24 protein-coding genes are annotated in these 20,897 nt (G+C 70.9%); 6 read left to right on the top strand and 18 right to left on the bottom strand.

Features of this window, described 5'->3' with window-relative positions; all coding sequences use genetic code 11:
- Positions 1 to 26: 26 nt before the first annotated feature.
- The 16 genes from VKN16_14890 to VKN16_14815 all read right to left on the bottom strand — a co-directional run bounded on the left by VKN16_14890 (position 27) and on the right by VKN16_14815 (position 13,899).
- Complete coding sequence (locus VKN16_14890) at positions 27 to 926, bottom strand: cation diffusion facilitator family transporter (GenBank protein ID HME95492.1); 900 nt, start codon at positions 924 to 926, stop codon at positions 27 to 29.
- Between the two features lie 8 nt (positions 927 to 934).
- Complete coding sequence (locus VKN16_14885; protein HME95491.1) at positions 935 to 1,459, bottom strand: DUF192 domain-containing protein; 525 nt, start codon at positions 1,457 to 1,459, stop codon at positions 935 to 937.
- Positions 1,456 to 2,283: a metal ABC transporter permease gene (locus VKN16_14880; GenBank protein HME95490.1), complete on the bottom strand. Its 828-nt coding sequence runs from the start codon at positions 2,281 to 2,283 to the stop codon at positions 1,456 to 1,458. Before VKN16_14880 ends, VKN16_14885 begins: the two co-directional genes overlap by 4 nt.
- A gap of 4 nt (positions 2,284 to 2,287) precedes the next feature.
- Positions 2,288 to 3,031, bottom strand: coding sequence for a metal ABC transporter ATP-binding protein (locus tag VKN16_14875; GenBank protein HME95489.1), 744 nt, complete (start codon positions 3,029 to 3,031; stop codon positions 2,288 to 2,290).
- A 1-nt stretch (position 3,032) separates the two neighbouring features.
- Positions 3,033 to 3,683 carry a phosphatase PAP2 family protein gene (locus VKN16_14870; GenBank protein ID HME95488.1) on the bottom strand — a complete coding sequence of 217 codons (651 nt, stop codon included), beginning with the start codon at positions 3,681 to 3,683 and terminating at the stop codon, positions 3,033 to 3,035.
- Between the two features lie 28 nt (positions 3,684 to 3,711).
- Complete coding sequence (locus tag VKN16_14865; GenBank protein HME95487.1) at positions 3,712 to 5,424, bottom strand: AAA family ATPase; 1,713 nt, start codon at positions 5,422 to 5,424, stop codon at positions 3,712 to 3,714.
- A gap of 59 nt (positions 5,425 to 5,483) precedes the next feature.
- Positions 5,484 to 6,350, bottom strand: a complete 867-nt coding sequence (locus VKN16_14860; GenBank protein ID HME95486.1) for a hypothetical protein — start codon at positions 6,348 to 6,350, stop codon at positions 5,484 to 5,486.
- Positions 6,347 to 7,246, bottom strand: a complete 900-nt coding sequence (locus tag VKN16_14855; protein HME95485.1) for a zinc ABC transporter substrate-binding protein — start codon at positions 7,244 to 7,246, stop codon at positions 6,347 to 6,349. Before VKN16_14855 ends, VKN16_14860 begins: the two co-directional genes overlap by 4 nt.
- Positions 7,237 to 8,079, bottom strand: a complete 843-nt coding sequence (locus tag VKN16_14850) for a metal ABC transporter permease (GenBank protein ID HME95484.1) — start codon at positions 8,077 to 8,079, stop codon at positions 7,237 to 7,239. Before VKN16_14850 ends, VKN16_14855 begins: the two co-directional genes overlap by 10 nt.
- On the bottom strand, positions 8,076 to 8,996 hold the full coding sequence (locus VKN16_14845; GenBank protein HME95483.1) for a metal ABC transporter substrate-binding protein: 921 nt from the start codon (positions 8,994 to 8,996) through the stop codon (positions 8,076 to 8,078). Before VKN16_14845 ends, VKN16_14850 begins: the two co-directional genes overlap by 4 nt.
- A gap of 13 nt (positions 8,997 to 9,009) precedes the next feature.
- Positions 9,010 to 10,440 (bottom strand): hypothetical protein, encoded by a 1,431-nt coding sequence (locus tag VKN16_14840; protein ID HME95482.1) that lies wholly within the window; start codon positions 10,438 to 10,440, stop codon positions 9,010 to 9,012.
- A gap of 78 nt (positions 10,441 to 10,518) precedes the next feature.
- Positions 10,519 to 10,839 (bottom strand): hypothetical protein, encoded by a 321-nt coding sequence (locus VKN16_14835; protein HME95481.1) that lies wholly within the window; start codon positions 10,837 to 10,839, stop codon positions 10,519 to 10,521.
- A gap of 91 nt (positions 10,840 to 10,930) precedes the next feature.
- A complete protein-coding gene (locus VKN16_14830) occupies positions 10,931 to 11,332 on the bottom strand; it encodes a rhodanese-like domain-containing protein (GenBank protein ID HME95480.1) in 402 nt (133 codons plus the stop codon).
- Positions 11,329 to 11,700: a copper-binding protein gene (locus VKN16_14825; GenBank protein ID HME95479.1), complete on the bottom strand. Its 372-nt coding sequence runs from the start codon at positions 11,698 to 11,700 to the stop codon at positions 11,329 to 11,331. Before VKN16_14825 ends, VKN16_14830 begins: the two co-directional genes overlap by 4 nt.
- A gap of 7 nt (positions 11,701 to 11,707) precedes the next feature.
- Entirely contained in the window at positions 11,708 to 13,720 is a 2,013-nt protein-coding gene (locus VKN16_14820; GenBank protein ID HME95478.1) for a CopD family protein, read from the bottom strand.
- On the bottom strand, positions 13,717 to 13,899 hold the full coding sequence (locus tag VKN16_14815) for a hypothetical protein (GenBank protein ID HME95477.1): 183 nt from the start codon (positions 13,897 to 13,899) through the stop codon (positions 13,717 to 13,719). Before VKN16_14815 ends, VKN16_14820 begins: the two co-directional genes overlap by 4 nt.
- A 24-nt stretch (positions 13,900 to 13,923) precedes the next feature.
- Between VKN16_14815 and VKN16_14810 the strand changes: the two genes are divergently transcribed.
- Positions 13,924 to 14,619, top strand: a complete 696-nt coding sequence (locus tag VKN16_14810; GenBank protein ID HME95476.1) for an HAD-IA family hydrolase — start codon at positions 13,924 to 13,926, stop codon at positions 14,617 to 14,619.
- On the opposite strand, the gene VKN16_14805 is transcribed toward VKN16_14810, so the two are convergent.
- Both VKN16_14805 and VKN16_14800 read right to left on the bottom strand, forming a co-directional pair.
- Positions 14,598 to 15,971: a phosphomannomutase/phosphoglucomutase gene (locus tag VKN16_14805; protein HME95475.1), complete on the bottom strand. Its 1,374-nt coding sequence runs from the start codon at positions 15,969 to 15,971 to the stop codon at positions 14,598 to 14,600. The two genes, VKN16_14810 and VKN16_14805, sit on opposite strands and share 22 nt — an antisense overlap.
- Before the next feature lie 13 nt (positions 15,972 to 15,984).
- A complete protein-coding gene (locus VKN16_14800; GenBank protein HME95474.1) occupies positions 15,985 to 16,377 on the bottom strand; it encodes a RidA family protein in 393 nt (130 codons plus the stop codon).
- 74 nt (positions 16,378 to 16,451) lie between these two features.
- On the opposite strand from VKN16_14800, the gene VKN16_14795 reads away from it, so the two are divergent.
- The 5 genes from VKN16_14795 to VKN16_14775 form a co-directional block, all read left to right on the top strand.
- Positions 16,452 to 16,838, top strand: coding sequence for a carboxymuconolactone decarboxylase family protein (locus VKN16_14795; GenBank protein ID HME95473.1), 387 nt, complete (start codon positions 16,452 to 16,454; stop codon positions 16,836 to 16,838).
- Positions 16,835 to 17,611 (top strand): inositol monophosphatase family protein, encoded by a 777-nt coding sequence (locus VKN16_14790; protein HME95472.1) that lies wholly within the window; start codon positions 16,835 to 16,837, stop codon positions 17,609 to 17,611. Before VKN16_14795 ends, VKN16_14790 begins: the two co-directional genes overlap by 4 nt.
- Positions 17,612 to 17,704: 93 nt before the next feature.
- Complete coding sequence (locus VKN16_14785) at positions 17,705 to 19,006, top strand: substrate-binding domain-containing protein (protein HME95471.1); 1,302 nt, start codon at positions 17,705 to 17,707, stop codon at positions 19,004 to 19,006.
- The gene (locus VKN16_14780; protein HME95470.1) at positions 19,007 to 20,005 is read left to right on the top strand and encodes a sugar ABC transporter permease; all 999 of its coding nucleotides are present in this window, start codon (positions 19,007 to 19,009) and stop codon (positions 20,003 to 20,005) included.
- 2 nt (positions 20,006 to 20,007) lie between these two features.
- Positions 20,008 to 20,897, top strand: an 890-nt coding sequence (locus VKN16_14775) for a carbohydrate ABC transporter permease (protein ID HME95469.1), incomplete at its 3' end; no start/stop codon positions are given.

Genomic DNA, 20,897 nt, shown 5'->3' with positions numbered 1-20,897 from the left:
ATTGTGGGCCGCGGCTTACCCGAGTATCAGCCGGCCCCGGCCCGGGGGGTGATCTGGATGAGAGGGGCTGGCTCGGTCTCGATCTGGATCGTGGTGTGATCGATGCCGAATCTGGCGTGGAGGATGAGGTGCAGCGCTTCGAGGATCTTGTCGCCGGGCGCGCCGGCCTCGACGACGACGTGCGCGCTCATGGCCTCGCGGCCCGAGGTCAGCGTCCAGACGTGCAGGTCGTGGACGCGCCGCACCGCGGGCGCCGCGGCCATCGCGTCCTCGATCTCCCGCACGTCGAGGTGGGCGGGGGCTCCCTCGAGCAGGATGTTGACGGCCTGGCGCAGGAGGGCCCAGGTGCGGGGCAGGATGAAGACCGCGATCAGGGCGCCCGCGACCAGGTCGACCCACACCCATCCGGTGAGCAGGATGACCGCCCCGGCGCTGATCACGATGGCCGAGCTCAGCGCGTCGCCCAGCACCTCCAGGTACGCGCTGCGCACGTTCAGGCTCGCGTGCGCGCCCGCGTGCAGCAGGGCGAGGCTCGACAGGTTCACCGCGAGCCCCAGCACCGCCACCGCCAGGATCGGGCCGCCCGGCACCACCGGTGGCTGCCACATGCGCTCGTAGGTGGCCACCAGGATCGCGATGGCCATCACGCAGAGCACCACGCCGTTGACCAGCGCGGCGAGGATCTCGACGCGGTAGTAGCCGTAGGTCTTCGCCGGGGTGGCCGGACGCTCCGCGAACCACACCGCGAGCAGGCTCAGCAGGATGCCGCCCGCGTCGACCAGCATGTGGGTCGCGTCGGCGAGGAGCGAGAGGCTGCCCGTCCAGAGCCCGACCGCGGCCTCGATCACCAGGAAGCCGGCGGTCAGGCCGAACACGGCCACCAGACGCCGCTTGTGCATGGAGCCGTGGGTGTGCCGGCCGTGCATGGTCGCGCTCAGCGGGCCGGCGGGATCACCAGCCTCGCCTCACCCTGACGGATGCCCTGGCTCGCGAAGAACCCGGCGTGCGCCTCGATGGCATAGCGGAACGGGCCGAGCGGGCCGTACAGCTCGGTGGGGCTCGGGTCCATCTTCGAGATGGCGAAGATCTTCCCGTCGTCCTTGACGAAGGCGATGTCGAGGGCGGCCGGGACGTTCTGCATGTGGAACTGGGTGAGGATCTCCTTGCCGAAGTCGAACAGGATCAGGTAGCGGCGGATCTCCTCGGGCGTGGCGCACTGAAATCCCGCCGCCTGGCGCTCGCCGGTCTCGGCCGTCTTCACCCGCAGCGCGATGGTGCGGTTGCCCGCCTGGATCGAGACCATGCGGAACGGCATCGAGGCGAAGGCGTCGCGCCAGCGCGGGCACTCCGGGTTCGCGGCCGCCGGCGCGGTCTTCTGGGCGGGCCCCTGCGCGGCGCCGAGGGCGGCGACGCCGAGCCAGACGGCCACACCCAGCGCGGCCGCGCCGGCGCGGATCACGGCAGCGCCTCCCGCGCGATGGCCGGCGCCCGGCGGCGGGCGAGGGAGGCGGCCGCGAAGAAGAGCAGGGCGGTGAGCACCACCGCGCCGCCGGCGGCCAGGCGCAGGTAGTAGGCCGCGATCAGGCCGCCGGTCATCGAGAGCAGCGCCACCACGATCGCCACCGCGGTGGCGGCGTGGAAGCTCCGGCCGAGCGCGAAGCCGGTCAGCGCCGGGATCACGATCATCGCGGAGACCAGCAGCACGCCCACCATGCGCATCGCCACCACCGTGGTCAGGGCGGTGAGCACGGTCAGCAGCAGGTTCAGGGCCCCGACCGGCACCCCGCTGGTCCGGGCCAGGTCCTCGTTGAGCGTGATGGCGAGCAGCTGCCGGTAGAAGCCGCCGATGGCCACGGAAACCGTGGCCCCGAGGGCCAGGATCAGCCAGACGTCGCCGGTGGTGACGGTGAGGATGCTGCCGAACAGGATCGCGAACAGATCGGCGTTGAAGCCGCGCGCCAGGCTGATGAGCACCACCGCCACCGCGAAGCCGCCGGAGAGGAACACCGCGAGCGCCGCGTCACCCTCCAGCACGCCCCGCGCGCGCAGCCGCTCCATGCCCACCGCGCCCGCGAGGGCCACCAGCAGCGCGCCCAGCACCGGCGAGATGCCGAGCACCAGGCCCAGGGCCACGCCGGCCAGGGCCACGTGGGACAGCGTGTCCGCGATGAGGGAGAGGCGGCGCGGGATCAGGAAGACTCCGATGACCGGGCAGATCAGCGCGGTGACCACGCCCGCCGCGAACGCCCGGTGCATGAAGCCGTACTGGAGGAACTCGGGCATGGAGCTAGTGGTCGTGACTGACCACGCGCACCGCGGGACCGTAGAGCGCGGCGAGGGCCGCGTCGCCGAGGAAATCGCCGGGGCGGCCGTGGAAGATCAGCCGGCGGTTGAGGCAGGCGAGCTTCGTGACCTCCTTGGCCACCACGCCGATGTCGTGGCTCACCAGGATGAGGGTGACGTCGCGCTCGCGGTGGAGATGGTGCAGCAGGGCGTAGAAGCTGGTCTGGGCCTCCGGATCCACCCCGCCGGTCGGCTCGTCCAGGATCAGCAGCTCGGGCTTGGACACCAGCGCGCGCGCGATCAGCACGCGCTGCTGCTGGCCGGGCGAGAGCGCGCCGATGCGCGCCGCGCCGTGGCGCTCCATGCCCACCTGACCCAGGACCTCGCCGATGCGCTGCCGCTCCGCCTTCCCGATCCGCGCGAACAGGCCGAGCGACGGGAGCAGGCCGGTGGCCACCACCTCGCGCACCGTCACCGGGAGCGCCGGATCGAGCGTGGCCTTCTGGGGGACGTAGCCGAGGCGTCCCCATTGCCGGAAGGCGGCGGGCGCGTGGCCGAAGAGGCGCACCGAGCCACGAGCCGGCGGCAAGAGCCCGAGCACGATGCGGAGGAGGGTGGTCTTGCCCGAGCCGTTGGGGCCGATGATGCCGAGGAAGTCGCCGGGCTCGACGGTGAGGTTGATGCGCTCGAGCACCGGGGTCGCGCCGTAGACGAAGTCCACGTCCTCCAGCTCGACGAAGGAGCGCACGCTAGCCGCCGATCCGGACGGTGTCGGTGGCGGCGGTCCGGGTCCGAGGATGGCCAGCCGGATGCGCGGCGTCCCACCACGCGGCGGCGGCCGCGCAGCCGCCCCCGAGCAAGACGCCACCCAGCACGTCGGAGGGCCAGTGCGCGTTGAGGATGATGCGCGCGTAGCCGACCGATCCCACCAGGACGATCGAGACCGCGAGCAGCGCCAGCCGCGCCGCGGGCGACACCCGCTCGCGCGACAGCACGTAGAGCATCAGCACCACGAAGGTGGCGATCGCGGTGACGTGCCCGCTGGGGAATCCCCAGTTCACGCCGCGCGGACGCGGACGGCCCACCACGAGCTTGAACAGCTGCTCCACCGCCCCGGACAGCAGGAGGGTGCCGCACCAGAGCCACCAGCGGCGGCGCGCGATCGGCGACCACAGGAGCAGCACGATCATCGCGGGGCCGAGAAATTCCCACCGGCCGCCGTGATTGGTCCAGCGGGCGATCGCGTGGGCGAGGGTGCCGCGGGCCAGGAGCACCTCCCGATGCAGCGAGCCGTCGCCGGGCAGGAGGCCGATCGCGTAGATGACCACGCTCATCCCGAGAAAAGCGCCGAGCATGACGAGGCAGAGTGCCCGCCAGCGAGCGACGACGATCGGGTCCATGGCCTCCACATTGTACCCGCTCGGTCGGCTATTCCAGGGCCTTGTTGATCGCCGCGATCAACGCCTCGACCTTCGGCTTCGAGGACGTGGGCAGGTGATCGGTCGATCGCATGCGATTGATCTCCTCGCAGATGCGGCGGGCCACCGCGCCGCGGTTGAACGGCACGCCGACACCGTGGAAGAAGGCCTCGACGCGCTTCACCAGCTGGGTGCCGGCGGGCAGCGTGACCGCGGTCGTTCCCGCGCCGGCGAGCGGCTGCTTGTAGACCTCGAGGACGTGCTTGAGGTAGAAGTCCTCGGGGAACAGATCCTCGACGGACACGTCGCGGCCCATGACCTTCATGGCCGGGCCCACGCTCAGCGCGCCCGCCTTGCCTCCGCGGTAGCGCACCAGCCAGTCGTTGATCAGCTCGTCCTTCGCCGCGTTGCCCGCGGCGTCGCTGTCGTAGAGGGCCACCACCTGCGAGCTCTGCCCGGCCAGGAACGCGGCGAGCGCGGTCACCTCCGACGGCGTGCCCGCCGCGCTGATCATCAGGTCGGCGGGGAGGCCGGCCAATCCGGAGCGGATCATCAGGTTGGAGAGCGCGGTGAGGAACCACGCGTCGTCGGCGCCTTCCACCACCAGGTTGCGCTCGGCCACCGGGTGGCCCAGCCGGCCCTGGATGCCGAGCGCGGCCTGCAGCACCGCCTTGGCCTCGGGCTCGCTCCGGCCCAGGTCCTCCGAGACCACCGAGCCCGCCTCCGATTCGCCGATGACGCGGATCCCCTTCGGGCGCGTCAGGTCCACCATGAAGGGCAGGTGGGTCGTGTAGATCAGGGTGTTCGTCTCCGTGTAGCCGGCGAGCCGCTCGAGCAGATCGCGCTGGGCCTGGGGGTGGAGATGGAGGCCCGGCTCGTCCAGGAGAATCACGCACTCCTTCAGCCGGCCCCGCGTCTCGTGCATCAGCATCAGGTCGAAGGAGAAGAACCACTGGAACCCGCGCGACCGCTCCTCGAGGCGGGTCAGCGCGCGGTCCCGATCGCTCTTCACGAAGGTGAAGAACTCGAAGCCGTCCACCCGGAAGTCCAGCTCGTAGCGCCGCGACGTCCAGTGGTCGGCGAGCTTGCGGGTCAGGGTGGCGGCCGCGTCGCTGAGATCGTACTGGCGGTCCTCCTTCGAGGCGGCCGCCGCGGCCTGCGTCTCGCGATCGAGGTCGAGGCCCGCCTCGTCGAGAATGGTGAGGAACGTGCGGTCCTCGTCGGTCAAGGTCCCTTCGTCCCGGCGCTGCTGGACCTGGTTCAGGATCGCGTGACCCCGGAAGATCCCGTACTCGTCGAGATAGACGAAGGTGGGCAGGTGCGAGACGACGTAGTCGTGCGCGCTCGGGGGAATCGATTCCGCGCCGACCGACGGAGGGAAGACCACCGTCAGCGTCCCCCCGTAGTCGCGCGTCACCTTCACGCGCTTGAGCGGGCCGGCCGTTCCGATCAGGCCGGCCAGATCGGCTTCCTCGGCTGCGGACAGCTCGAGCTCGGCGGTGCAGGCCACCTGGTCCGTCGAGCGGGCGCCCCGATGGCCGCGCGGCCACTCCCGCAGGTGATAGGGCTCCGGATGGAACGGGTTGAGCTTGTGCAGCGCCTTCAGGACCGCGGTCTTGCCGGATTCGTTCTTGCCGACCAGCACGGTGAGCGGCGTGACCGGAATCCAGGTGGAATCCATGACACAGCGATACATCTGCACCTGGAAGCCGACGAGTCTCATGGGGGACCCGGGCGACTATAGCACTCCCGACGCGCCGACGCGCGCGGCGGCTCGGGCGATCAGAGCGCGCGGAGGATCGCGGCGGCCAGGCGCTCGGCGCCCTCGGGCCCGTGGGTGAAGAAGAGGCCCGGCTCGTTGACCTCGACCTCCATGATGCGGAAGCCGTCGCGCGTCGCCACGCCGTCGATGCGCGCGTAGAGCGGAGGGCACGGCAGTGCGGCCAATGCGGTGCGGGCGGCGGCGAGCGCGTCGTCGGGCGGCCGGCCCGCTTCGACCGTCCCTCCGAGCCGCGGCTGGACCCGGAAGTCCCCGGGGGCGGGCCGCTTGAGCACCGCGTGGGTGAAGAGCGAGTCGATGAAGATCAGCGACCACTCGCCGCGGGTCTCGATCTCCTCGATGAACGGCTGGACGAGCACCGGCAGGTGCATGGCCCCGCTCGCGACCTCGGCGGCGCTCTCCGCCGCAGTCGCCGGTGTGACGAGCCGGGTCTCGTGCGCGGAAGCCCCGACCTCCGGTTTGATCACCGCGCGCTGCCACCCGCGACGCTCGAGCAGGGCGGTGAGGCCGTCGCCGGGCTCGGCGGGATCGAAGAGCACGGTCGGGATCGTGGGCACGCCGGCTCCCTGCAGCGCGATCAGATATCGCTTGCTCAGGTTCCAGCGGACGAGGTCCGGCGGGTTCCAGACCCGCGCGGCGGCCCGCTCGACGCCGTCGAGCCAGGCGCGGAAGCCCTCGGGGTCCAGGTGGTATTCCCAGTTCGAGCGCAGCACCACCGCGTCGAAGCCGCCGAACTCCGTCCCGGGGCCGTTCCACGGACGGGCCTCGACGACGGCGCCGCGGCTCTCGAGCGCGCGCCGGGCCAGCCGATCGCTCTCCGAGATCTCGGGCCAGCGCCGGCACGTCACGAAGCAGATGCGCGCGGTCACGGGCCGACCGGCTTGCGGCAATCGAGCGCGGTGCGCAGGTTGGCGAGGTTGGCCTGCATCAGCTCGACGTAGCCGAGGCCCGCCTCGCTATCCTGTCGCGTGAGCCCTTCCACCGGATCGAGCGGCAGCGGCCGGGCGCCGATCTCGCGACCCAGCGTCTCGGCGATGCGCGGGCTCACCAGCGGCTCGTAGAAGACGTGGGTCACCTTGAGTTCGCGCGCCCGTCTCACGAGCGCGGCCAGGTCCGCCGGGCTCGGCTCGGCCTCGGGGGTCAGGCCCATCGCCGGCCACTCGGTCAGCCGATACCGCCGGGCCAGGTAGCCGAACGCGGCGTGCGCGGTCACCAGGTCCCGCCGGGCGCAGTCCTGGAGGCCCTCGCGGAACGCCCGGTCGAGCGCGTCGAGCCGGGCCGCGTACGCGCGCGCGTTGGCCGAGTAGGTCGCGCGGCCGGGCGGATCGGCCTGCGCGAGGCCGGCCTCGATGGCCTCCACCTGCGCGCGCGCGAGCCGGGGATCGAGCCACGCGTGCGGGTCGACCACGCCGCCCGACCGGATGAGATCGAGGCCGCGGCTGGCATCCACCACCACGCGGGGCCCCGCGCCGCCGGTCAGCAGCTTCTGCGACCAGGCGTCGAGGCCGGTGCCGCTGTGGACGAGGACGCTGGCCCGCCGGGTCAGCGAGACGTCGCGCGGCGACGGCTCCCAATCGTGCGGCTCCACCCCCGGTGGGACCAGCGCGACCGCGTCGGCGCGGGCCCCGGCCACCTGGCGCGAGAACTCCCAGAGCGGATACACGGTGGCCACGACCTGTGGCTTCGTCGGCGGGCCGCCCGATTCGCAGCCGGCCACCGCGAGCGTGGCCAGAGCCAGCGAGAGGCCGTGCCGGGTCACGCCCATCGGCGTCGCTGCACCCGCGTGGTGAGGCCGAGGGCGAGCAGGCAGAGGCCGAAGGCGCAGACCACGGTGGCGCCGGTCGGCAGGTCCAGCACCGCGGAGGCGAGCATCGCGGCCACGCTCACGCCCGCCCCGAAGAGCCAGCCCACCACGAGGCGGGTTCCGATGCGGCTCGCCAGGAGGATGCCGGCGAGGGCGGGCACGATCAGGTACGAGAACACGAGCAGGACGCCCGCGATGCGGACCGACGAGGTGACGACCACCCCGAACGAGGCGTAGAAGAGGAAGTCCCAGCCGCGCACCGCCCACCCCTCGCGGTAGGCGCGCTCCGGGTCGGTGGAGATCAGGAAGAAGGGGCGGCGGCAAAGCCAGTGGAAGAGGCCGACCAGCGCGTAGAGGATCGCGACCTCGAGCACCTCGCTCCCGCTGACGCTCAGGATGCTGCCCACCAGCATGCCGCGCAGATGCTCGGCCCCGTGCGGCGTGCGGTCGGCGAGCAGGACCGCGCCCGCGGAGGATACCGCGTAGACCACGCCGATCACCGCTTCGTGCGAGACGCGGCGGGTGCGGCTGCGCGTGAGGGCCAGCACCAGCGCGCCGAGGATCGTGAAGCCCAGGCCCGCCGCGTACGACTCCCAGGTGTCCAGCTCGAAGCCCACGAGGAACGCGCCGGTCGCGCCCAGCGCGGCGATCTGGGCGAGCGCGATGTCCACGAAGATCACCTCGCGGCTCAGCACGTGGAAGCCGAGATAGGCGTGGATGCCGGTGAGGACGAGGCACATCAGGAACGGCAGCCACATCAGGGCGAGGAGATCGTGCGTCGAGACCGCGATCATTTCATGGCCTGGGCGATCGACTTCACATTGTAGTCGATGGTCTCGAGGTAGCCGTCAGTGCCTTTCACCGCGCCCACCGCGGAGGCCGCGACGACCACCCGGACACCGGTCTCCTGGGCGATCCGGGCCGCGAGCTTCTGGTCGCCCCACGGCACGGTCAGGATCAGGCGGACCTTGTCCTCCTTCATCGAGGCGATCAGCCGGGTGAGATGGGCGGGCGTCGGGGGAATGCCCGGGCGCTCCTCGATCGATCCGGCCTGCACCAGGCCGAATCGGGCCAGGAAGTAGGGCCACATGTTGTGATCCACGACGATCCGGGCGCCCTCGAAGGGCGCCATCTCCGCCGACCATCCGGCCAGCGCGCGATCGAGCCGGGCGAGGAACTCCTCGCGGTTGCGCTCGAAGGTCGCCCGCTGCTCGGGCGCGACTCGCGCCAGCCCGGCGAGGATGTTCGCGGTGACCACGCCGACCGTGCCCGGGTCGGCGGTGTAGTGGGGATTGCCCACCGGATGCACGTCGCCCATCGAGCGATCCACGCGCGTCTGCGGCACCTCGAGCAGCGGCACGCCGCTGGACGCGTCGACGCGGCCCCGCGCGCCCGGGATCACGTTGGGGTTGTTGGCGCCCTGCACGACGACCTCGGCCCACTGATCCAGCTCGAGGCCGTTGACGATCAGGAGATCGGCCTGGCGCACCTTCACCATCAGGCTCGGGCGCACCTCGAGATCGTGCGGATTCTGGTTGCCGCGGGCGAGGGCGTCGACGTCCACCAGCTTGCCTCCGACCGCCTCGGTCAGCGCCTTCAGATCGGTGGTGGTGGCGACGACCCGGATCTTGCCGGCCGCGGGTGCGGGGCCGGCGCCGAGACCCAGGATGAGGAGCGCCGCGCTCAGCAGCGCTCGCGCGATGATCGGCATGGCCGTCTCCTTTCTAGAAAGGATGCGCCGGATGGGCGCCGAGGATGAACGTCGCTTGCAGCAGCCACTCGTCGACCTGCTTCGCGCTGCCCCCGTGGTCCTGGAAGCCGAGATAGCTGCAGCACGTCGAGCGGTCGGTGTGCTTGTAGCCGAGCCGGAAGCGCAGGAACTCCGACGGCATGAAGCTGAGATACGGCTGCACCGCCCACTCCGTCCCGGGATTGACCGGATACTGCGTCCGGTCGTAACGGAACCCGAGGGCCCAGCGGCTCCACGCGCCGAAGCGGAACGGCTGGAGCTCGCCGTACACGTACCAGCCGTCGCGCTCGAGCGTCCGCTTCTGCTGGGTCGCGGTGAGCGCGTCGGTGACGAGGGCCTGCCGGATGCTGTAGAGGTACTCGCCGGCCACCGTGACGAGTGGGTGCGGCCAGCCGTCCGGCCGGTACTTGTACTTGGCGTCCGCGCCGATGATCTGGCTGTTCAGCTGATCGGGCGTCTGTCCGTTGGCGATGGAGGCCCCGAGCTGGAACGCGCCCCACTCGTCGAGATCGAAGAAGGTGCGCACGCGTCCGGTCACCAGCGGAAACTGCAGGCTGCCCCGGCCGAAGGCCACGTCGTTGTCGCCGTCGAAGACGCCGCCCAGCACCTCGACGAAGAAGGGCAACGGCGGCACCCAGGTGGCCTCGACGCCCTTCTCGACCAGCCCGTCCTCGCCGAAGAACTGGGTGTACACGTTCGGGCGGTCGATGAACGGCAGATCGTGCTCGTGAGTCGCGTTGGTCAGCCCGAAGCGATTGCGCATCTGGCCCATGCGGGCGCCGGTGCCGAAGGGCAGCGTCAACAGCTCGAGGTAGGCCTCGGCCAGGCGCACCGACACGTCCCCGCGCGATTCTTCTCCCGCCTCGAGCCGCACCTCGGCCCGCGCGTAGGGATCGATCTGCCCGAAGAGGCTCAGCTCGATCTCGCGCGGGAAGAAGCGGTTCTCGAGCCCGGAGAACGTGCCGCCCGCGTTCTTCTCCACGTTGCGCTGGGTGAGGTTGCCGACGAAGTCGCCGGCCACGCCCATGTCGAAGAGCAGCTGCCCGGCCCCGCGTCGCTCGTAGAGCGCGAAGGGCTGGCGCGGGCGGGCCAGATCGGCGGCGTTGATGGCGGGGCCCGAGGACGCCGGGCTCGGCGCGGGCTGGGCCACGGTGGGCGGCGGGGGCGCGGGCGCCGCGGCCGCCGGGGCCCCGGCGGGGGCGGCGGGTTCGGGCGGTCTGGATTCGAGCGTCTTGAGGCGCTCGCTCAGCTGGTTGATCGACCGCTCGTAGCCCTCCTTCATCGTCTCGAACTGCCGCCGCATCTCCTCCAGCTCTCGTCGGATCGCTTCCGTCTCCTGGGCGGCCGCGGGACCGGGCAAGGCCGCGCCGACGACGATCAGGCCGATGGCGATCAGTGCACGCATGGACGCCTCCGTGTGAGGAATGAATGGGCGCCCGGGGGCGAGGCCCGCGGGCGTCGACCGCGCTACCGAACGGAGGGGCTAGGCGGGGGGCGGAGCGCGGGAGTCGGCGAGATCGAGGACCGGCGCGGAGAGCCGCGCGCCGGCGGCGGTGACGCGCGCCTCGGCCACGAGGGCGATGAACACCGCGAGGCGGCAATCCGGCAGCGGCACGTCGCCGACCACCGAGTCCAGGCTCGCGAGGACGTGCTCCTCGTTGTAGAGCCCGACGGTGCCTGCGTCGTGCCGGTGGATCGGCTGGCTCACCTCGACCGGAACGGCCAGCGCGATGAGCAGCAGGAGCAGCGCGGCCATCACCGAGCGGGCGCGGGGATGCGAGCGGAGCGCGGGCGGGGGAAGCATGCCTGGCTCGTACTTATACGCGCAACGCGCGGCGGCGGCAAGCCGCGCGGCTCGCGCTCCTCCCAGGAGCGGCGACGGTGACGGCTGGCGGCTACTTCACGACGGGAAACCGGCGCCGCAGCCAGCCGTCGAGGCCGTCCTGCAGCACCACGTGATTGAGATAGCCGCGGGTCTCGAGGAAGGCGTAGGCGGTGGCGGCCTCCTCGACCGAGCACCGGCAGTAGAGGACCACCATCGGCGAGGTCGGGATCTCCCCGAAGCGCCGGTCGAGCTCGGTCATCGGCACCGAGATGGCGCCGGGCAGATGGCCGGCCTCGAACTCCTGGGCGGTGCGCAGGTCGACCACCACCACCGGCTGGCGCGACTCGATCAGCCACTTGAGGTAGTCGGGCTCGGTGTAGGCCACGCGGGGCACGCCGCCGTGCGCGGCGTGCGCGGCGGGCGCGCAGGCCGCGGTGAGCGCGAGGGCCAGCGCGACCAGTTGCGATGTCACTGCGCCTGCTTCACGATCGAGGTGATCTCCACGTTGGGCGGGGTGCCGGAAAGCGTGAAGCGCACGACGTCGCCGATGTCGAGCCCATCGTAGAGCTTGGGGTCGTGCACCCGGAAGCCCATGGTCATCGAGCCCATGTAGCCGGTCAGCTCGTCGTGGGTGAGCACGACCACGTTCAGCTCGGGCAGCACCGCGCGCACCACCCCGCGCGACTGCCAGGAGCGCCCGTCGCCCACCGCCTGCTGACGGCGCGCCTGGTCCAGCTCCCGGCCGAGCCGCGAGACCTCGCGGCCCCACGCCAGATAGCCCAGCATCAGGCCCAGGGCGAGGGCCAGATTGATCAGGAGCACGACGCGCCAGAGTCGCATGGCCGGCCTAGTGTACGTGCACGTCGGGCGCGGGGCCCGCCGGCGCTTCCTTGTCGAGCAGGAGGAGCTGGTCCACCAGCGTCTGCATCGTGTCCCAGCCGGGACCGGGGGAGCCGGGGAGCCAGCGCGCGCGGACGTAGCCCTGACGATCCACCAGGAACTCGGCGTGCAGCGCCGGCGCGGCGGCGGCCGGGCCGAGCCCGCGCGAGAGCAGCCGGTAGGTCGTCGCGATGTCGGCGGCGCCGTCGGTGATCACCGGGAAGAGCATCGGCGGCTCGGCGCCCAGCCGGCGAATGATGTCGGCGCCGTCGCCGAGCGGGACCGCGATCACCTCGGCGCCGAGGGCCTGCAGCGAGTTGTAGCTCTCCGCCAGCTGCACGAGGCGCGCTCGCGACTCCGGCAGCGTGAAGAGGACGAGCAGGACCATCCAGCGGTCCCGCAGCTCCTTCAGGCTCCGGGGGGGCGCGGGGCCCACCACGATCGTGAGGTCCGGCGCCACCAGCCAGGGCCGACCCGGCGGCACCAGGTCGGTCATCGGCCGCGCGCGCTCGCCCGCCCCGAGCGTGCGGATGAAGTTGATGAGGTCCCAGCGGTCCTCCTCGGAGAGCACGGCTCCGAAGGGCGGCATGCCCGCCGCGGGAATGCCGTGGGTGAGCCACCAGAACATGTCTCCGACGGTGTGCTGCGCGGCATGCGCCGCGGTGAGATCGGCGGGCGGCTTCGGCAGGCCCGCGCCGCCCGGCCCGTCGCCACGGCCGCCCGCGCCGTGGCACGTCGCGCAGTGCGCGCGATAGAGCGTCTGACCGCTCGCCACCGACACCGCCTGGTACGGCACCGAGGGGCGACGATAGGTGGTGGGATACGCGTCGACGGTCATGGGCGGGAGCGCGACCCAGAGGCCGAGGGCGAGCGCGGTGACTCCGCCGCCCACCAGCAGCACGCGCCAGGAGCGCAGGAGCAGCCCCACGATCACCGCGAGCACCCCGATCACCGCGATCTGGCCGCCGATCAGCACGCGGCTGACGCCGCCGGGCAGGGAGGCCGCGGCGTCCCACGAGTAGCGGAGCGAGAACGGCCACCAGATCGGATCGTGCACCGCGGGCGGCGACAGCGAGAGGCCGGTGGTGATCAGCAGGATCAGCAGGCCCAGTCCGGCCTCCGCGGCGACGAACCGGCCGAGGCGCGCCATCGCGGGCCGGCCGATGGTCTCGCCGTCGCCGGACAGGCGTGGCAGGAGCCGGCTCCGGTTGTGCCGGGCGAGGATCAGGATCGGGATCAGCAGCGCGACCTTGAGCAGCAGTAGCCCGCCGTAGCGCGTGCCGACCAGCGCGGGAATGCCGCCGACCTGGAACCAGCTGTTGGCGAGGCCGGTGAGCACGACCAGCGTCATCATCACGAGGGCCAGACGCGAGAAGGCGCGCATCGCGACCACCGCGAACGGCCGCGCGTCCTGTCCGCGCTCCGCGGAGGCCTCGCGCAGCAGGACGACGAGGGGCGCCAGCGCGCCGAACCAGGCGCCGGCCGCGAGGAGGTGCAGGGCGTCGAGCAGCGCGGCGGTCAGCCCGCCCGGCTCGACCGCAGCCGCGTGACCGGCCCACGCCATCGCGCCGGCGGCGACCGCGGCGAGCAGGCCGGCCTCGAGGCGGAGGGCCAGCCGGTCGGCGGCGCTCTGCTCGCGCTCCCGCAGGAGCAGGAGCGCGGCCAGCAGCAGCAGGACGCCGTGGCGGACCAGCCAGACGGTGCCGAACTGGCTCCGGCCGAGCAGCCGGATCCATTCGCCGATGTCGAGGGCCGCGCCGGCGCGGCCGGTGACCACCGCGGCCTGGAAGGCGAGCGTGGCCACGCCGGTGGTCAGCACGAGCACCGCGAGCGCGCGCGCCCAGCGGATCATGCGCGACTCCCACGCCCGCGCGGTGGGATGATCGGCGCGGCCGGCCAGCAGCAGCGCGGTGACCAGGCCCACCAGCCCGAGGCTGCCGGCGAGATGCAGCCAGCGCGCGATCACGCCGAAGCCGGTCATTCCGGCGACGACGGCTTGCGCGAGAGCCGCATCACGATGATCACGACGAGCACGCCCGCGGCGAGGGTGAGCGCGCCCGCGAGCAGTCCGACGGTCAGCGGGCTCAAGCCTTCGGGGCGGAGCGGCCCACCGTGATCGGCCCACGCCTCGGCGACCAGGCGGAGCGGAGGGAGTGTCATGAGCGGCCCCATTATAATGAGTCCGTGCGCGCGATCATCTTCGACGCCGGCAACACGCTCCTGCGCATGAACTACGCGGTCATCGTCGAGCACCTGCGCGCGCGCGGACGCGCGGTGACCGTCGAGCAGGTGGAGGAGGCCGAGCTGCGGGCCCGCGTGCGCCTCGACCCGCATCTGGCCCCCGGCAATTCCACCGAGAGCACCACCACTCACGGCCGCTACCTGCGCTATCTGCTGGAGCACCTGGCCGTCACCGACGAGGCGGAGATCGACGCGATCGCACGGTGGCGTCGTGGCTACAACCTGCCGGTGGGGCTCTGGACGCGCGCCGATCCCGAGGCGGCGAGCGCGCTGCGCCGCGTGCGGGAGGCGGGCCTGGTCGCCGGGGTCATCTCCAACTCCAACGGCTCGGTGCGCTCCATCCTGGAGGAGACGGGCCTGGCCGTCCATCTCGACTTCATCATCGACTCCTCGGTGGTGGGCGTCGAGAAACCGGACCCGCGCATCTTCCACCTCGGGCTGCGCGAAGCCGGGGTGGCCGCCGCGCAGGCAGTCTACGTGGGCGATCTCTACTCGGTGGACGTGCTGGGCGCCCGCGCGGCCGGCCTCGACGGCATCCTGCTCGACCCGCGGGGCTTCTGGGCGCCCCGCGACTGCCGCCTCGCGGGCGGGCTGAACGAGGCGGTGCGCCTCGCCCTTCAGGACGGCAAGGTCACGTAGGGATAGCGTCGCAGGGCGTCGTAGACGATGCCCTGCATCTGCTCCACCGCGGCCGCGGTGCGGCCCTCGAAGCGCAGCGTGAGATACGGATTGGTGTTGGACGCGCGCAGCAGTCCCCAGCCTTCCGGGAACTTGATGCGGACCCCGTCGATGTCGATGGACTCGTAGCGGCCCTTGAACTCGCGGGCCAGCTCGGCGACCAGGGCGAACTTCTTGTCGTCGGGGCAGGGGGCCTTCAGCTCCGGCGTCGAGTACAGATGCGGCAGGGTGTCGAAGTGCTCGGAGGCCGGCCGGGTATCGCCGGCCACCAGCTGCAGGAATCGGCACGAGGCGAGGATGCCGTCGTCCACCCCGTACCAGTTCTCGCCGAAGAACATGTGCCCCGACACCTCGCCGCCCAGCAGGATGCCGTCCTCGCGCATCTTCCGCTTGAGGTGGGAGTGGCCGGTCTTCCACATGACCGGCTGGCCGCCGTGCCTCGTGATGTCGTCGACCAGCACCTGCGACGACTTCACGTCGAAGACGATCTTGGCCCCGGGGTGGCGGGTGAGCAGGTCGCGGCCGAGCAGGGCCAGCAGCAGGTCGGCCTCGTGCCGCCGGCCCTTCTCGTCCACGATGCCCACCCGGTCGGCGTCGCCGTCGTAGGCCAGCCCCACGTCGGCGCGGACCTCGAGCACCCGGGCCACGAGGTCGCGCATGTTCTCCTCCATCTCCGGATCGGGGAGATGGTTCGGGAAGGTGCCGTCGGACTCGCAGTACAGCTCCACCACCTCGCAGCCGAGCCGCCGCAGCAGCTCGGGGGCGAAGACGCCCGCGATGCCGTTGCCCGCGTCCACCACCACCTTCAGGCGCCGGGCCAGCCGCACGTGGCCGGTGATGGTGCCGAAGTAATCTTCCTTCGGATCGCGGCGACGCCGGGAGCCGGCGCCGCGCTCGAAGTCGCCGGCGGTGATGAGGGCGAGCAGATCCTGGATCTCGCCCTCGGTGAGGGGCGCCGCCCCGGCGTGGACCATCTTCACGCCGTTGTCGGAGACCGGGTTGTGGCTGCCGGTGATGGTGGCGCCGCCGTCCAGCTTCCAGTGGGCGGTGGCGAAGTACAGGAGTGGGGTGTGGTTCACCCCGATGTCCACCACGTCGAGGCCGGTGGAGAGGACCCCGGCCGCGAACGCCTCCTTCAGAGCGTGTGACGAGACGCGGTTGTCCATGCCCAGCGCGATGGTGCGCCCGCCCCGGCGCTTCACGAGCGTGCCGTAGGCCCGTCCCACCTGCTCGAAGACGGGCGGCGTGATGTCGACGTCGACCTTTCCGCGCACGTCGTAGGCGCGGAAGATGTAGGGATTGAGCGCGGTCACGACGATCGCCGGCCTACAGCACCGCGACCGCTTCGATCTCGATCAGCCACTCCGGCATGGCGAGCGCGGCCACCGCCACGAGGGTGGAGGCGGGCGACTTCTTGCCGAGGAACTCCTCGCGGATCGGAACCAGATCGGCCCGGTGCCGGATGTCGGTGAGGTAGGTGTTGATCTTGACGATGCTGTCCATCGTGCCGCCGCCCGCCTCGACCTGGGCCTTCACCGCCTGGAAGACGGCGCGGGCCTGCGCCTTGAAGTCGCCGGGGTGGGCGGGCTTGCCGCCCGCGTCGTAGGCGACCTGCCCGGCGATGTAGAGAATGGTCTGGGCTCCGCTCACCTTCACGCCCTGCGAGTAGGTCGGCGGATCCCAGACACCGTTGGCGGCGTAGCGCTCGATCTTGGCCATGCGATTCTCCTTCCACGGGGGATGGACGCGTCGTGATTAAGGTACTATAGCCCGAACCGAACGAGGAGATCCGCATGGACGACGCGCTCAAGGAAACCACCCGCAAGACCGCCCGCATGCTCTTCCACTCGATCAAGAGCGGCGTCGGGTTCGAGACGTGGAAGAAGTTCGACCGCGACCTCGCCCGCGAGCTCAGCATGTTCTTCACCGGCAAGCTCTACAGCCGCGAGGTGATCTCGCAGAAGCAGCGCGAGCTGTGCGCGGTGGCCTCCCTCACCGTGCTGAACCGGCGCAACGAGGTGCGCGCGCACATCCACGCCGCGCTGAACGTGGGGGCGAGCCGCCAGGAGGTGACCGAGGTCATCTTCCAGCAGGTCACCTACGGCGGCATGCCGGTGGTGGTGGAGGCCCTCGAGGTCTTCAAGGAGGTCCTGGTCGAGCGGGGCGAGTGGCAGGAGTGACCGCGCCCCGGGCGATGCACGAGACGGTGGCCGCGATGATCGCGGCAGCCCAGGTCGCCGGCGAGATCGCCATGAAGTACTACCGCGGCGGCTTCGACGTCACCATCAAGGCCGACCAGACGCCGGTCACCCAGGCCGATCGCGAGGCGGAGCAGGCCATCAAGGGCGTGCTGGGTCGCGCGCTCCCCGACTACGGCTTCCTCGGCGAGGAGTTTGGCGAAGAGGGGCCGAAGGAGCGCCGTTTCATCATCGATCCCATCGACGGCACCAAGAACTTCATCCGCCGGATCCCGATCTGGGCCACCCTCATCGCGCTGGAGGAGGCGGGCGAGGTGACCGCGGGCGTCGTCTTCAACCCGGTGAGCCACGAGATGTTCTGGGCGCGCCGGGGCGACGGGGCGTGGGCCGACACCGAGCGCCTGAAGGTCTCCGACGTGGCCACCCTGGCCGGGGCCATGGTGCTCCACGCGGACCTGCACCTGCTGCGGCAGGCCGGCTACTGGGAGCCGTTCGTCCGGATCGTCGACCGGTGCGGCCGCACGCGCGGCTTCGGTGACTACTACGGCTACGGCCTCGTGGCCTCCGGCAAGTCCGACGTCTACCTGGAGACCGATCTCAAGCCGTGGGACGCGGCGCCGATGAAGATCCTCGTGGAGGAAGCGGGCGGCCGCCTCACCGACTTCGCGGGCCGTCCCACCATCTACGCGGGCTCGGTGCTCGCCACCAACGGGCGCCTCCACGACGAGGCGCTCGCCCTGCTACGTCACGGTTGACAACCCGCGGAGGGTGGTTTCAGAATCGCGCCAGCGCGCACCCGATCGACGCTCGACATTGCCGACGCACTCACCCTTAGAGGAGGCGTGGTCATGAACCCGATCAGCAGGCGGCGGTTTCTCGGGACGGCGGGAATGCTCGGGGCGGGGGCGATGCTGGCCGGGGAGGGCGCGCTGCGGCCCGCCCGGGCCGACAAGCCCATCAACTTCTCGGGGTGGGTCTTCAAGCCCGACACGGTCAAGGACTACGTCGACTTCTACAACAAGAAGCACGGCGGGCAGGTGAAGTACGAGGCGATCCCGTGGCCGAACTACCACCCCACCATGGAGACGCGCGCCTTCTCGGGGGAGATCGTGGACGTGATGTACTGCACCCACAACAACCGCGAGCGCTGGTTCGAGAACGGGCTGCTGCGACCGGTCGACGACCTCCCCGGGGTGGACGAGCTGAAGAAGAAGATGACGCCGGCCAACCTCGACAGCCTGAAGAGCAAGGACGGCAGCAAGCTGCTCGGGCTGCCCTACTTCACGAGCCTCTTCGTGCTCATGTACAACGAGCCGATGCTCCAGCAGGCCGGGATCAAGGCGCCGGCCAAGAGCTGGGGCGAGCTGGTCGAGCACTGCGCGAAGCTCAAGAAGGACAAGGTCAGCGACACCCCGTACCTGCCGAACTGGAACAACAGCCCGTCCGGGACCATGCCGCAATTCATGAGCGATTGCTTCTCGGACGGCGCGAACGTCTTCGACGGCAAGAATCGCGTGATCGTGGACCAGGAGCCGGGCGCGGCCCGCGCGATGGAGCGCTGGCAGAAAGTCTACAAGGCGGAGCTGGTGAACCCCGAGGTGCTCACCAAGACCTCGTCCACCGACACCCACCGTATCTTCTGGACCGGCCGCTACGCCTATCACACCAACCACTCCTACTACCTGAAGACGATCGCGGGGGAGCCGGAGAACTCCAAGCTCGCCCCCAAGAAGGCCAAGCTGGCCAACTACCCGGGCAACGGATCGAGCTACATGTGGACCGACTCCTACGTGGTGAACGCCAAGAGCAAGGCCCTCGAGGACGCGTGGAAGCTGACCCGGTTCCTCGGCGGCAACCTCAACGGCGACTGGTACGTGCAGCGGCAGTGGTGCCTGATCTCGGGCCTCGACAACCCGTACCCCGAGATGTACGACCACCCCGAGATCATCGCCTCCTACGACCGCTGGATCGACCTCAAGCTGCTGCGCGAGCAGTACAAGAAGGGCCGCGTGATCGCCGCCTACAAGGAGCCGTGGTACGGCGAGTACGACACCAAGGCGGTGGCCATCGTCCACAACATCATCCGCGGCGGGACCACGGTGCCGAAGGGCCTCAAGGAGCTGGCCGCGCTGCAGAAGTCGCTGGCCTAGTTGGCTCGCGAGCTGCGCTCGCCGGTCCCCGCGGGGATCCCGAGCCGGGTGGCGGCGTCCCGGCCCGGGGGCCGCGCGCTCCGACTGCCCGAGGGGGCCTTCGCCTGGCTGCTGGTGACGCCCGCGGTGGGCGCCATCGTGGCGGTGGTGGCGATCCCGCTCGCCTACTCGCTCTGGCTCTCGTTCACCGACGTCAACCTGCTCCGCACCACCGGCCCCGCCGTCGAGCTGTTCGGGATGCGCTTGCCGCTGTACCGGTGGGTGGGGCTCAAGAACTACCTGCAGGTCTTCGACGATCCGCTGTACTGGTCCTCGCTCTGGCGCACGCTCTATTTCGTGGGGGCCTTCGTGATCGAGGCCACCCTGGTCGGCCTCGGGGTCGCGCTCGTTCTCAACGAGCGCTTCGCGGGCCGCCCGCTCGTGCGGAGCCTCCTGCTGATCCCGTGGTCGCTGTCGCGCGTGGTGGTCGGGCTCCTGTGGATCGGCATCCTCGACTTCGAGTTCGGCGCGTTCAACGGCTACATGCAGCGGCTCGGGCTGCTGTCCGGCTCCATCGCGTTCTTCAAGGACGGCTTCAGCGCGCTGAACGTCCTCGTCTCCGTCTACATGTGGAACCAGGCCCCGTTCGCGACGCTGCTGTTCCTCGCCGGCATGCAGTCGATCTCGGAAGACCTCTACGCGGCCGCCGAGGTGGACGGCGCGGGCTACTGGCAGCGCTTCCGCTACGTGACGCTGCCCGCGCTCCGCCCCATCCTCTTCCTGGTGCTGGTGCTCTGCACCGTGAACGGCTTCCTCATGCTGGACCTGATCTACGTCCTCACCATGGGCGGCCCCGCCAACGAGACCACCACGATCTCCTGGCTCGGGTTCCAGACGAGCTTCGCGTTCTTCAAGTTCGGGCCGGGCACCGCGATCCTCTACACCCTCACCGGCCTCTGCCTGCTGCTGACCTTCCTGTACCACCGCCTGATCCTCGCGCGGTTCGAGCCGGAGGCCTGACGGTGGCGACCGCGATGGCGCGCCCACGGTCCCGGCCGGCCGGGCGGCGCGCCCGCTCGCCGCAGAGCCGCGCGCTCCTCTACGCCCTCCTCGCGGTGGTGATGCTGTGGCTGATCGGTCCCTTCGTGTGGCTCTTCGTCACGAGCGTCTCCTACCAGCGGAACCTCCTGTCCCGGCCGCTGCCCTTCGTGCCGCCCGAGATCACGCTGGAGAACTACCGGATGATCCTGGGCCTCGTGCGCTTCCACGCCGAGGGCCAGGCGGCCAAGATCCTGCCCTCGATGCTCAACACCGTCATCGTGGCCTCGGTGGTCACGGTCGTGAATTTGGCGCTCGGCACCGCCGCCGGCTACGCCTACGCCCGCTTCCGCTTCCCGCTCAAGACGTTCTCGCTCTTCGCGGTGCTGTTCACGCGCATGCTGCCCACCATCGTGCTGATCCCGGCCTTCTTCGTGATCTTTCGCGCCCTCGGCCTGCAGAACACCCTGACCGGGCTGATCGTCGCGTACTGCTCGTTCACGCTGCCGTTCACGGTCTGGATCATGAAAGCCTACTTCGAGACCGTGCCCGCCGACCTCGACAAGAGCGCGCTCGTGGACGGCTGCAACCGCTTCCAGGCGTATTACAAGGTGGTACTGCCGGTGTCGGGCCCGGGGCTGGTCGCGGGCGGGGCGTTCACCTTCATGCTCTGCTGGAACGAGTTCGTGGTGGCCCAGGTGCTGAACACGAAGCCGGGCACCACCACGCTGCCGCCGGTGATCGCGGCGATGAACGGCCAGGTGAACGTGGACTACTCGGTGATCGCGGCCTCCGGCTTCCTGGGCGCGCTGCCCGCGGTGCTCCTCGTGCTGATCTTCCAGAAATACATGGTGCAGGGCCTCACCGCCGGCTC

This window comes from Candidatus Methylomirabilota bacterium, assembly GCA_035315345.1.
GTDB lineage: Bacteria > Methylomirabilota > Methylomirabilia > Rokubacteriales > CSP1-6 > CAMLFJ01.
This window is presented reverse-complemented; position numbering and strand designations above follow the sequence as displayed.